We start from the raw sequence: 12,899 nt of genomic DNA on the forward strand, positions 1-12,899 counted from the left end.
CGCCGCTCGAGCGACCTGGCGAGCAGGTCGGTGTACTTGTTGTGCGGATTCGTCTTGGGCCACATGTAGACGGTCGGCTCGCTCATCTAATGCACCTGCCCGACGGCGGTTCTAACCGCGGAATATTCGCCGCCGGCCAGCGTCTGGTCGTACAAGTCCAGATGCCGGTCGAGCAGCGCGGCTTGGGTGAAGCCGCGGCAGTGCTTGAGGCAGGCCGCCTGGATGCGCCGCTTGTCGGCGGCCGGCAGCGAGTGGAACGACAGAATCTTGGCCCGGATGGCCGCGGCGCTGCCCGGCGGGAACAGAAACTCCTCGGGATCGTACACCGCGTCCGGGATGCCGCCGACGTCGGTGGCGTACACCGGCGTGCCGACCTGGTACGACTCGATGATGACCCGGCCGAACGGCTCTTCCCATACCGAAGGCACGAAGTTGACGTCGGCCTCGCCCATCATGCGGCGCGCCTCGGCCGGCTTCACCTTGCCGGGAAATACGAAGCGCGCGTCCTCGCGGCAGCCGTCGGCGAGCTTCGCCCGCAGACTGCCTTCGCCGCAGATGACGATACGCTCGACGACGTCGGTCGGCAGCGACATCGCCGCCTCGACGAGCTCCCGCACGCCTTTCTCCGGCTCGATTCGTCCGAAGTAGCCGATGCGAAGCGGCCGCCTGTCGAACTCCTTGTCGCTGGCGGCGATGCCGCCCTCCACCGCGTTCGGGATGACCTTGCGCGCGGCGGCCGGGAACAGCCCCGCATCCGTATGGCGCTTCAGAATGTGCGACGAAATGCCGACCACCGCCGACACATGCCGGCTGTAGCCGCTTGTCGTCATCGCGTACAGCCGGGCCAGCAGCGGATTTTTGATCGGCGAGCTGATTGGCGACAGCAGCGAATAGTCCCGCAGGGTATGCACGATCGGCACGTCCAGGCCGGCCGCGGCCGTCCAGATGCCCGCGCCGAAGCCGGACAGGTTCTGCGTGTGGATCAGATCCGGCTTGATCGCGGCCAGCCGCTCCCGCACCGCTTCGTTCATTCGCGGATTGTACAGGTCGGTCAGCCTGCGTGCGGTCCGCATCAGCACGCCGCGCCGTTTGGCGTCGCCGATCCAGTACAGGCTGCCGTGCGGCATCCGGTGCACGGTGACGCCGTTGATCCGTTCCTCGCGGATGCCTTCGGCTCGGCCGTGTCCGCCGAGCGTCAGCACGTGAACGTCGGCGACGGACGCGAGCGTCTCCGCCAGAATCTGCGTCGATATCTCGGCCCCTCCGATGATGTGGGGCGTGTACAAGCTGTTGACGATTACGATTTTCATGCGGTACGTCTCAACTCCCTATCGTTCTGCGTATCCCATTCTGCCGCCCGGGCGTCCGGCCGTCCTTCAAAGAATCCGCCCCGGATCCATCCGATCAGCAGCCAGAAGTTCACGAAGGAGTAGGAATCGAAATTCATGACGAGCGACACGCACAGCGCGAACGCGAACTGGGCGAACGGATGGCGGCGCGAGCTGCGCAGCGCGGCCGACATGAAGCCGAGGAACAGCAGCGCGCCGATCAGGCCTTCCTCCGCGAACAGCTTGGACCACAAATTGCGCGAGGTGGCCATCTCCGGATGTTCGTTCACCAGGTTCGCGACCTCGGTGAACTTCATGCCGTAGTCGAAGTGCCCGCGCAGCAACTCCGCGAACTCGCGGTAGTAAAATCCGCCGCCGACGCCGAAGATCGGATGATGCCAAAACTCCATGAAGCCGATCGCCGGGAAAATGACGCGGATAAAGAAGGAATTGTCCGCCCGCAGCAGATGCGGAAAATTGAATTGGAACCGATCCGTGAAGTAGCCGCTCACCTTCAGCGTCTCGAGCAGGAACGGCACGCCGACGACGATGACGAGTCCGATCGCGCCGAGCGCGAGCAGCATGCGGCCGCGATACTTGTTCGCGATAAATACGTACACCAGCAGCGCGATCAGCAGCACGCTGTAAGCGTAGGCCGAAAACGACAGGACCAGCAGCACGGCGCAGCCGATCAACGGCACGATCGTGATTTTCCGGTAGCCCTCCTTGTACAGGTAGAGCAGCAGCAATCCGCCGGTCAGCAGATGGATGCCGCCCCAGGACGGCTCGCCGGACAGCAGTTGTATCCGGCCCTTGTACACCTTCTCGGAAAACAGGCCGGTCAATACGCCTGAAAAACCGCTGCGGATCAAGTAGGCGTCCGCAAGCTGCAGCAGCCCGGCCGCGAGCGGCGGCACGAAGCCGACGAGCAGGTATACGGCGATCTGCTTGCGCAGCGCGGGATCGTTCTTCGCCTGCTCGGCGATATACAGGGACACCCGGTACATCGAGATGCCGAACAGCAGGGTGATCGCGTGCTTGAAGCTCGCGCCTGTCACGCCGGCCGACGCGAGCAGCGAATGCCCGACGCTGTACGCGGCGAAAAGCAACAGCGGTACGTCCCCGCGGCGGAACTTGAAGTCGGTGAACAGCAGCAGCAGCGAGGCGGCGAACATCGGAAACATCGCCAGCGGGCGATAGACCGAGAAGGCGAAGTATGGCAAGCTGTCATACGTGATGACCGCCAGCGAGAACAAAAACAGCGCGACGACCGAAGCGCGGACGAGATCGACCGGCTCGTCGCGCCCTTGCGCTAGGATAGGATCAGCTCCATGTTTTTGCGGGTCGCCGAACCGCTGAAGCGGCGGCTCACGTACCGGATCGAATTGCCCGATATGCTGTCGTTGATCTCGCTGTCGCCCATCAGCAGCAGTACGCTGCGCACCATCTCGTCTTCCGATTCGCATACGAACAGGTCCTCGCCGTTGTTCGCGTCCAAGCCTTCGCTGCCGATCGCGTTGGTCACGACCGGTACGCCCCAGGACATCGCTTCGAGGATCTTCGTCTTGATCCCGGTGCCGAACAGGAGCGGCGCGATCATGAGCGCGGAGTCGCTGACGATCCGCTTGACGTCGTCGACCTCGCCGGTCACGATGACGCCCGGATGTTCGCGCTGCAGGCGCAGCACCTCGGCCGTCGGATTTTTGCCGACGATGTAGAACACCGCCGCCGGATTGCTCTGCTTGATTCGGGACCATACGCGCTCGCAGAAATATACGGCCGCCGAGCTGTTGTGGGGAATGTCCATTTTGCCGACGAACACGACCTTATTCTTGTCATAGAGCCGGGCGCCTTTCGCCTGCATCCGAAAGTCGGGCTCGACCTTCATCGGGACGCCGTGACAGGATTCGTGACGCGTCGTTTTCCTGAAGTTTTGCGCTTCGGCCGGAGAGGTGAAGATCAGATGGTCGAAACGCGGGGCCACTTGCTTTTCGTACTTGCCCAGCATCTTGCTCTCGAAGGCGATGAGCCATTTCTGAACGAACTTCAGGTCCGCGAACTTCTTGAGGCCGCTCGGCAGCTTGTCCGAAAAACCGCCGAGCACGGACGGGATGTACTGGAACCAGTCGAGCTGGCGGCGGTAACGCAGCGACAGCAGGTCGTCGTAGCTCAGCACCTTGCGGCCCTTGCCGGGCGCCAGGTATTCGGCTACCCGCACCATGTCGTAGAGCACGAAGTCCGGCTCCTCCTCGCGGACGAATTCCCGGATCTTGCGGTGCGTCTTGCGGCTGTAGTACACCGATACCTGAAGCGGCCACTTGCGGCGGATCAGCGAATGGACGACGATGTTGTAGAGCTTTTCAAGCTTGCCCGGCGCCTCAAGCGTCGCCAGCCTGCCGATTTCGGGCGGTCGCTGGGACAAATATTTCGGATCGTCCACGAACGACAGATTGACGATTTCGCTGTCGGGGTAGATTTCTTTCATATGCCGAACGTATTGCAGCAGCATGTTTTTGCGGCCGTCCGTGCCGGGAAAAGGCAGCCGATTCGTAATAAACAAAATCTTGTTCATCTGTCGCCACCCTTAAAAAGCGTCTTTGGCCCCAAGCAGCAGCTTGAAGGTCCGAAAAATGATCTTCAGATCCCCCCCGAATGCTCCGTTTGCGAATGTATTCCAGATCCAGCTCCACCATCTGCTCGAAGCTGAGATTGCTGCGTCCGGTCACTTGCCACAGTCCCGTGCAGCCTCCGCTTACGGAGAGCCGAAGCTTGTCGTAGTCCGAGTATTCCTCCACCTCTCTTTGCAGCGGCGGCCGCGGGCCGACGAGCGACATCTCGCCCTTGAGCACGTTCACGAGCTGCGGGAGCTCGTCGATGCTCGTCTTGCGGATGAACCGCCCGATCCGCGTGATGCGCGGGTCGTCCTTCAGCTTGAACATCGCGCCTTTGATCTCGTTCTTCTCCAGGAGCGCCGCGAGCTTCTGCTCGGCGTCCGGCACCATCGAGCGGAACTTGTACATCTTGAATTTACGGCCGTTTTTGCCGATGCGCGTCTGTTGGAAAAAAATCGGCGCCTTCGGGCTTTCCAGCTTGATGAGCGTCGCCGTCACCGCGAAGATCGGACTGAACAGCGCCAGCGCGAACAGCGAGCCCGCGACGTCCATGCCGCGCTTGACCGACGTGTACATCGCCAGCTTGCCGTCGTTCTGCGCCGCGATCCGCTTGCGTTCGAAGTCCGTCAGGCGGGCGACCAGCTCCATATCATACCGCAGAGCCATGGCTATCCCCCACTTTCTCGCGCAAGATCAGCGCCTCGAGTCCGTCCATCAGGCGGTACCTGAGTTCCTCGTCGCGGAGCGCGAAGTCGATCGTCGTCATGATGAAGCCGAGCTTCTCGCCGACGTCATAGCGCATGCCCTCGAAGTCGTAAGCGTGAACGCCTTGCGCCTCGTTCAGCCGCTGGATCGCGTCCGTCAGTTGAATCTCTCCGCCCGCGCCGACTTCGTGCTTGCCCAGGAATTCGAAAATCTCCGGCGATAGCACATAGCGGCCCATGATCGCCAGATTGGACGGCGCATGCCCGAGCGGCGGCTTCTCTACGAAACGCCGCACCTGGTACAGACGTCCGCGCCGTTCGATCGGATCGAGGATGCCGTACCGGTTCGTCTGGTCGGTGCCGACCGCCTGCACGCCGATGACCGACTTGCCGGTCTGCTCGTACTGCTCGATCAGCTGCCGCGTGCACGGCGTGTCCGACTGCACGATGTCGTCGCCCAGCAGCACCGCGAACGGTTCGTTGCCGATGAAGTTGCGGGCGCACCAGACGGCATGGCCGAGTCCTTTGGCTTCCTTCTGACGGATGTAGTGGATCTCGACGTTGGACGATTTGCGAACCTTGCTCAAAATATCGAGCTTGCCCTTTTCCGCCAGCGTGTGTTCCAGCTCGAAGGCGATGTCGAAGTGATCCTCGATCGCCCTTTTTCCTTTGCCGGTCACGACGATAATGTCTTCGATTCCGGATTCGATCGCTTCTTCTACGATGTACTGTATGGTCGGCTTGTCGACGATCGGCAGCATTTCCTTGGGCATCGCCTTGGTGGCAGGCAGGAAGCGCGTGCCGAGGCCTGCCGCAGGAATAATCGCTTTTCTCACTTTTTTCATACGCTCTCACCCCATCCGTATTTCTCTTTAGACTTGCCGATGTATCATGCTTGCGGAATTTGCGGCGCCCATGCGTTTGCGACACTAGCGACGATTGCGACACCAGCGACGCTTGCGACACTAGCGACGATTGCGACACCTTTTCGGAATAAGTGTTAGAAAGCATTTATTTCGGACGAAAAATGGCATCCCGCACGAAATAACGGTTAAAACGCATTTATTTCTCCCGTTTACGCTCGTTTGGTCGCGATTTCGAGTAAATAAATGCCTTTTGACACTTATTGGACCGCACCGGCCTCCCTCTCGGGAAATAACTGCTTTTCAACAGCTATTTTCTGCCGGAAGCCGGGCCGTCCGATCAAATCATGCCTGAACAGATCGAATCTTCACCATTCAATCGTTTCAAATCAAACATAAGCGGGCATTGAACCCATCCTCACGCCACACCCCTGACGATTAACGTCTAAGGTCCGCTGACCCACAGCATGGCCGAGTGCCTCCAGTGATAAAGGAGCAGGAGACATTTCCTTGGAAAATCGCTTCGTTCCATCGAAGCTTCCCGCTTGGCGACGATTTCTTCTTAACGACTTCTCCTTAACGACTTCTTTAGAACGATTTCTTCTTAACGACTTCCTCTTAACGGCTGACGCTTAACGCCCCCCGGCGATTGAATACCGCGCCTACGACCCGGACCCGTCCGGACGAGAGCGTCTCCTTCGCCTTCAGTACCGCGTCCATGCTCGTCTTGCCCTTGCGGATGACGAGCACGGCGCCGTCGCATTTGTCCGCGACGATCATCGCGTCCGACGCGGCCGCCATCGAAGTCGTGTCGACGATGACGATATCGAAGCGCGCCTTGGCCGCGTCGAGCATGGCGTCCATCGCTTCCGAATCGAGCAGCTCGGACGGATTGGGCGGCAGCGGTCCCGCGCACACCACTTGCAGGTTCGGGTAGGCCGTCCGCCTGGCGAACTGATCCAGCTCGCCGCGCCCGGCCAGCGCCGTGCTCAGCCCCGCGTCGTTCGGCAGATCGAAAATTTGATGCTGCACCGGCGACCGGAGATCCGTATCCAGCAGCAGGACGCGACGTCCGGCTTTGGCATAGGCGACCGCGATGTTGGAGGACGTCGTGCTCTTGCCCTCTCCCGGTTCGGCCGATGCGACCGCGATCGTCTTCATGCCTTCGTCCCGAACGGACCACTCGATGCCCGTCTTTAGCCGGCGATACGTGTCCGCGGCCGCCGACTTCGGATTTTGCGCGGCGATCAATCCCCGTTTACGCATCCATCGTGACATTCGGCTTCCCCCTCGCTCCCATCGTCGTTCGTTCCGAATCGTCCGGTCCGATCAAGTCCCTGTTGCGTATTCGGGGAACGTCGGCGAGCAGCGGCAGTCCCAGCTTGGCGCGCACCTCTTGCTCCGTCTTGACCGAATCGTCCATATGGTCCAGCAGGAAAGCCAGCGCGATGCCGATCAGGATCGACAGGACGAACGCGATCGCCACGTTTTTGGCAGGACCGGATGAGATCCGTCCTCCGCCCGCTTCGGGGTCGGCCCAGTTAAGAACGGATACGTTGTTCAGATTCATGAGCGTGCGAATCTCGGACTGAAACACCTTGGATACGGCGTTCGCCATGTTGGCCGCTCTTGCGTAGGAGCCGTCCGTCGCGATCACGGTCATGATCTGCGTCTCGCTCACGGACGAGATGCCGATCTTTCCAGCGAGCTCGCCCGCCGATGTATGAAGGTCGGGATAGGACGCTGCGACCTTTTCCAAAATTCGAGGCGTGAGAATCAACTGCTTAAAGGTTTTGATCAGCAAAATGTTGGAGTTGATCGCGCCGGCGTCGGGCGCTGAGGACGTATTGCCGGGGGCTTCGCTTTGGTACACCATCAGCTTGGCGGCTGCCTGATAAATCGGCTTTTGTTGCGTCGTATAATATCCGACCGCCGTGCACATAACGATCGTAATTAAGGCGATTAGCCATAGTCTTTTCCTGACTACGCTCCAATACCGTTGAATTTCCAAGACGCTTCACTCCGATGCTGATTTCTTTTGAAAATGAAATAAATATCAGAAATTTCTGACTCGTTTTCCGATATTCGTTTTCGTTTTGGCCTCCCCCTGCCTCGTCCTGTTTTTATTGTAAATCGCCCTCGACTTTCAAAACTATTACGCGGCAGGATGATTTTGCTTCTTCTTCGGAAGCCTCCATCGTGCCGCGTCGGTAGGTATGGATATTATACTTTAGTACCATTCGGAAGAGCGAAGCCGCTCTCCGTCCGGATATCCGAGGGAGAGAAGTCGCCGATGCCCTGAGACTGCGCGAACAAGGCGGCCTGGGTACGGTCGGTCAGGTTGAGCTTTTGAAAAATGCGGCTGACGTGCTTCTTGACCGTGAACTCGCTGATGACCAGCTTTTTGGCCACGGCGCTATTGGACAAGCCTTCCCCGAGCGCGACCAGCACCTCCCGCTCCTTCGGCGTCAGCTTCTCGAGGGGATCGTCCGATTCCTTGCGGAGCAGCGTGCCCAGCAGACTCTGATCGAAGTACTTGCGGCCGCGGCCGATCATCTTGACGGCGAGCAGCAGCTCGTCCGGCGCGGCGTCCTTCAGCACGTAGCCGTCGGCTCCGCACTCCTTCGCTCTGCGGATGTCGGCCTCGGAAGCCGAGGAGGTCAGCATCATGAACCGGCAGTGCAGCCCCCGAAGCGACCGCACGAGGTCGTAGCCGGACTCGGCGCCCAGCCGGATATCCAATATGACGAGATCGGGATTCGTCGTCTCGACGACGGACAGCGCGCCCAATACGGTCTCGGCTTCCCCCGCGATCTCGAATCCTTCCTCGGCCGATAGTACGGCTCTCAGTCCTTTGCGGACGAGAGGATGATCGTCCACGATTACGATCTTCATGTCGTCACCTTCCTTACAAAGCAATCTAGTTTTTGTCCTCGCGAGCGTCCGACAGCGGCAATCGCGCGACGATGCGCGTGCCGCTCCCCGGTTCGCTGTCGATTTGCAGGCTGCCGCCAAGCGCGGCGGCGAGCGACTTCATGTTTCTCAGGCCGAAGCCCGAGGACTCCTCGCTCAGACCGAAGCCCGAACGCTCTCCCTGACGCAGCGCAGCGCAGTCGAATCCTTTTCCGTTGTCCGAGATCCGGAGCGTGGCCGAACAAGGCCGCAGCGTCAGCTTGATATCGATGGCGTTGCATTCGCCGTGACGGATCGCGTTGGCTGCCGACTCCGCGATGATCCGGTACAGCGCCTTCTGATGGTGAACGCTAAGACGCCTGTCCGGCGCGGGCGGCCTGAACCGGATTCTGACGCCGCTCAGCTTCGCCTGGCTCGCGAGCAGCGACTCGACGCCGCCGAGCCACGAAGCGTCCCCGTGGTCGGACACGCTCAGGTCGTATATCGTCCTTCGCAGCTCCCGCGCCGCTTCCGCCGCCGCCTCCTGAATGTCGCGCAGCAGCGCCAGATGCTGCGAGCTCGTCATTTCTTCCCATTCATGCTCTGCGGAATGGACCGCATAGGTGATGCCGAATAGATGCGGGCAAATGCGATCGTGGAGTTCTTCTGCGATCCGGTTGCGTTCCTCGAACAGTAAATACGGTTCTACCTTGCTCTGCATAGCCATCCCATCATCGCCTTCCCGTCATGTATTATAATGAGAAATTTCAAATCTTTCGTCAGGTTCCCTCACTTCTAGTCTTCTGCGTTCATTTTCAACATACATTGCCGAAATTGACATGCCCATGCTACGGGAGTACCGATTATTGAATGGGTAGTTAGATAAGGATCGATGTGCCTTCGGTCATGATCGAAGGCGCGCTCGGATGCTTTTCGATCCAGAATTACCCAATCATTCATCCTCAGACGTATGCCATAGTGCGGACTCCAAGTCGAATGGATGAATGACATAATTTGCAAGGGGACATATCTCGAGTTCAAGATTATAGTTCTTTAGGCCCATGTTTTTGTGTCGTTGCGTTTAGGTGAATTTCTTAATCTTTTTCCATATATTGGATTTATTCGATGATAAAGCGTTTTATCCAAATCCAAAGGGAAAAGCAGTATATGCGCAAACGCAAGCGGGACGCGGGGTCGGATGAGAATCATGAGAGAAAGTAAGCGTGTTCATGCGTCGGTTCGTACCATTAAAGAAAAGCCTTTTCCAGACGCGGAAAGGGCTTGGGGTTAGACAAAATGTAACCGTTTTCGTCATGGAATGTCCGTTAGAGACCATGCGGAAGCTTTGCAAGCAGCCTGGCGATCGCGAATTCGCGCCGCTGTACCGTCTGTTCGGCCGACAGTCTCATTCGTCCTCCCAGGCCAGGCTCCAACGGCTGCGATATTGCGCCAGCTTCGGCGCCGGATCGGCGGGCACGGCGGAAAGCACGAGCCGAAGCTTCGAGATCCAGCCTTCGAAGACGTCGTACGAGGCGAACAGGTTGGCGGTCGCGGGCGCCATATAGATGAAATGCGGCCCCGGAAGCGTCTCCGTCAGGTGCCGCAAAGCTGCCTCCATCGGCGTATACTTCTTTCTCTTGCCTTCCCATCGGTCGATCTCGGGCGCAGGCACGCTCGACGCCCTGTCGCCAACCCACTCGGCCAACCTCTTTTCGCGCTTGTAGTAGGCGCTTACCGGCGCTTTGAACATCCGTCTCGCCGTCTCCTCGTGGATCGGATAAAGCACGAATCGCGCAAAAGTTCGCGCTTTGGCCGTCTCGGCGGCGACGGCGAGCGCTTCGTCCGTCGTATCCTCGAACGTATCGTAGTAGATCAACGTGCCTTTTTCCCGCTTGACCGGCGGCTCGTAACCGAAGGGCACCTGCCCAGCAATCGGCGTCATTTTCGATCCCTCCTCGCTGTATGATGAACATGCATGGACTTCCCGATTCAGATTCCCTATAATGATAAAAATTCAGCTGCGTAAAGACAAGGAGGCGAACGAATGACGACTTATTTCCGCGTGTTCGAGGGAACGGCGTTTACCGCCCGCTCCCCCAAAGAAATCGATGTTTTGAAGGACCATTTGTTCTGCGTGGACGCAAACGGCATCATCGCCAGGACGGTCGCGCCGGATGCCGACGACTATGAGGCCATCCGGCAGCGCCATGCGGACGAAGGCCGCTATCAGCGTCTCGGGCCGGGCCAGTATTTGCTGCCCGGCTTCGTCGACCTGCACGTGCACGCGCCGCAGTGGGCGCAGTCGGGAACTTCGCTGGACGTGCCGCTTTACGATTGGCTGCACGCGCATACGTTTCCGCTGGAGTCCAAGTTCGCGGATCTCGGCTTCGCCGCCGAGGTATACGACGACCTCGTCGCCACGCTGCTTGCGAACGGCACGACGACCGCCCTTTATTTTGCCACGATCCACAAAGAATCCAGCCTGCTTCTGGCCGAGATCTGCGCGAAAAAAGGACAGCGCGGCCTGGTCGGCAAGGTCGTCATGGACGATCCCGCGCAAAATCCCGATTACTACCGTGATGCCGATACGTCTACCGCACTTGCGGACACGGAAGCGTTTATCGTCGCCGTCAAGGCGCTGGCGAAAAACGTCAAGCAGGGCGTGTATCCCGTCGTGACGCCGAGGTTTATTCCGAGCTGCACGGACGAGGCATTAACGGGACTCGGCGCGCTGGCCGCCAAGCACGATACGCATATCCAGTCCCACTGCAGCGAGAGCGATTGGGAGCACGAGTACGTGCTTGAGCGGCTGGGCAAGCGCGACGCGGCCGCGCTCCGCGACTTCGGGCTGCTCGGCGACAAATCCGTCATGGCGCACTGCAACTTGCTTGACGAAAACGACGCGGCGCTCTTTGCCGCCACGGGAACGGCGGTCGGCCACTGTCCGATCTCCAACGTCTACTTCTCGAACAGCGTCCTCCCGGTCGCGCGCTGGCTGGAGAAAGGCGTGGAAGTCGGCCTTGGCTCCGACGTCTCCGGCGGCTATTCGCCGAGCTTGTACGACAACGCCCGGCAGGCCGTCATCTCGTCGCGTATGCTGGAGGAGGGCGTGGATCCGGCTCTCTCCGCGGACGCGCGCGGCGTGCCGTCTTCGCGCATCGGAATCGCCGAAGCCTTCTACCTCGCGACCGCCGGCGGCGGCGAAGCGCTCAGCCTGCCGATCGGCCGGCTCGCGGAGGGCTACGCCTGGGACGCGCAGATCGTCGACATCGCGCTGGCCGGCGCGAAGCTGCCCGTATTCGGGAATGACGTGCCGAAGCACGAGATTTTCCAAAAGATCATGTACCTTGCGCGTCCGGAGAACATACGGGAGGTATGGGTGCAGGGCGAGCGAGTCCACAAACGTGCGTGAAGCCGCAAGCGCTTCGGCATGCCGGGACTACCAAAGGGCAACTTCGAAAGTCCCGCTTATGCAACCAGACATAAAATGCTATGATGAGATGGACAAAGCTGCCAATCGCTCACGGTACTCTAAATTCGGGAAGGAGCAACATCGATGAACGCGGAACAACGGGAACGGATTCGCACGGGGGAAGGGCTTCGTCGCGGCCCTGGATCAGAGCGGCGGGAGTACGCCGAAGGCGCTGTTGCAGTACGGCGTGCCGGAAAGCAGTTATTCGGGCGAAGAAGCGATGTACGCGCTCGTTCACGAGATGCGCACCCGCATTATCAAGAGCCCGGCATTCGACGCGAAGCACATTCTCGGCGCGATTTTGTTCGAGAACACGATGGATCGAGAGATCGACGGGCAGCTGACGGCGGACTATTTGTGGGAAAAGAAAGGGATCGTGCCCTTCCTCAAGGTGGACAAAGGTCTCGCCGAGCAGGCGGACGGCGTTCAGCTGCTGAAGCCGATCGACGGACTGGACGCGCTGCTGAAGCGGGCCGTCGAGCGACGGATTTTCGGGACGAAGATGCGTTCCCTCATTAAAGAAGCGAACCCTTCGGGTATTCGCCAGGTCGTGGAGCAGCAGTTCGCCATCGGCCAACAAATTGCGGCCGCCGGCCTTGTACCGATCATCGAGCCCGAGGTGGACATCGCCAGCGCCGACAAAGCCGAATCGGAAAAGCTGCTAAAAGCCGAAATTCGCTCGCAGCTCGCCGCGCTCGAGCCGGACGTCAAAGTCATGCTCAAGCTGTCGATTCCGACCGAAGACAACTTCTATGCCGAGCTGATCGAGGAGCCGCACGTGCTTCGCGTCGTCGCGCTGTCCGGCGGCTACTCGCAAGCCGAAGCCAACGAACGCCTCGCGCGCAATCACGGTCTGATCGCGAGCTTCTCCCGCGCGCTGTCCGAAGGCCTCAGCGCCGGACAGTCGGACGAGGCCTTTAACGCCATGCTGTCCGAGTCGGTGCGCAATATTTACGAAGCTTCTATTAAATAAGGCTATGATATCGACAACCCCCGGGCGCATGCTTGCCCGGGGGGTTTAGTATGTT

The 12,899-nt window shown here is 59.7% G+C and carries 10 protein-coding genes and 2 pseudogenes; 2 read left to right on the forward strand and 10 right to left on the reverse strand.

Translation table 11 applies throughout. The features are described 5' to 3' along the window. Nucleotides 1-86: 86 nt before the first annotated feature. The 10 genes and pseudogenes from OMP40_RS00740 to OMP40_RS00785 form a co-directional block, all read right to left on the reverse strand. A complete protein-coding gene (locus tag OMP40_RS00740) occupies nt 87-1,310 on the reverse strand; it encodes a glycosyltransferase family 4 protein (RefSeq protein WP_277528350.1) in 1,224 nt (407 codons plus the stop codon). Continuing rightward, nucleotides 1,307-2,512 carry an O-antigen ligase family protein gene (locus OMP40_RS00745; RefSeq protein WP_338131008.1) on the reverse strand — a complete coding sequence of 402 codons (1,206 nt, stop codon included), beginning with the start codon at nt 2,510-2,512 and terminating at the stop codon, nt 1,307-1,309. Before OMP40_RS00745 ends, OMP40_RS00740 begins: the two co-directional genes overlap by 4 nt. 128 nt (nt 2,513-2,640) lie before the next feature. Further along, the gene (locus OMP40_RS00750; RefSeq protein WP_277528352.1) at nt 2,641-3,900 is read right to left on the reverse strand and encodes a glycosyltransferase; all 1,260 of its coding nucleotides are present in this window, start codon (nt 3,898-3,900) and stop codon (nt 2,641-2,643) included. Between the two features lie 12 nt (nt 3,901-3,912). After that, nucleotides 3,913-4,588: pseudogene (locus OMP40_RS00755) on the reverse strand (sugar transferase). Between the two features lies 1 nt (nt 4,589). Beyond that, complete coding sequence (galU, locus tag OMP40_RS00760; protein WP_277528354.1) at nt 4,590-5,489, reverse strand: UTP--glucose-1-phosphate uridylyltransferase GalU; 900 nt, start codon at nt 5,487-5,489, stop codon at nt 4,590-4,592. Between the two features lie 636 nt (nt 5,490-6,125). Continuing rightward, entirely contained in the window at nt 6,126-6,785 is a 660-nt protein-coding gene (locus OMP40_RS00765) for a CpsD/CapB family tyrosine-protein kinase (RefSeq protein ID WP_277528356.1), read from the reverse strand. Continuing rightward, on the reverse strand, nt 6,766-7,518 hold the full coding sequence (locus OMP40_RS00770; RefSeq protein ID WP_277528358.1) for a YveK family protein: 753 nt from the start codon (nt 7,516-7,518) through the stop codon (nt 6,766-6,768). The genes OMP40_RS00765 and OMP40_RS00770 overlap by 20 nt, the downstream gene beginning before the upstream one ends. Nucleotides 7,519-7,730: 212 nt before the next feature. After that, nucleotides 7,731-8,402 (reverse strand): response regulator, encoded by a 672-nt coding sequence (locus OMP40_RS00775; RefSeq protein ID WP_277528360.1) that lies wholly within the window; start codon nt 8,400-8,402, stop codon nt 7,731-7,733. A 25-nt stretch (nt 8,403-8,427) separates the two neighbouring features. After that, nucleotides 8,428-9,126 carry a sensor histidine kinase gene (locus OMP40_RS00780; RefSeq protein WP_277528362.1) on the reverse strand — a complete coding sequence of 233 codons (699 nt, stop codon included), beginning with the start codon at nt 9,124-9,126 and terminating at the stop codon, nt 8,428-8,430. Between the two features lie 678 nt (nt 9,127-9,804). Beyond that, on the reverse strand, nt 9,805-10,341 hold the full coding sequence (locus OMP40_RS00785) for a hypothetical protein (protein ID WP_277528367.1): 537 nt from the start codon (nt 10,339-10,341) through the stop codon (nt 9,805-9,807). Nucleotides 10,342-10,443: 102 nt separating this feature from the next. Between OMP40_RS00785 and guaD the strand changes: the two genes are divergently transcribed. Together guaD and OMP40_RS00795 are read left to right on the forward strand one after the other, a co-directional pair. Next, complete coding sequence (gene guaD, locus OMP40_RS00790) at nt 10,444-11,811, forward strand: guanine deaminase (protein WP_277528369.1); 1,368 nt, start codon at nt 10,444-10,446, stop codon at nt 11,809-11,811. Between the two features lie 144 nt (nt 11,812-11,955). Beyond that, nucleotides 11,956-12,844: pseudogene (locus OMP40_RS00795) on the forward strand (fructose bisphosphate aldolase). Nucleotides 12,845-12,899: the final 55 nt, after the last annotated feature.

It is taken from the genome of Cohnella rhizosphaerae, from assembly GCF_029525575.1.
In the GTDB taxonomy this organism is placed as follows: Bacteria; Bacillota; Bacilli; order Paenibacillales; family Paenibacillaceae; genus Cohnella; species Cohnella rhizosphaerae.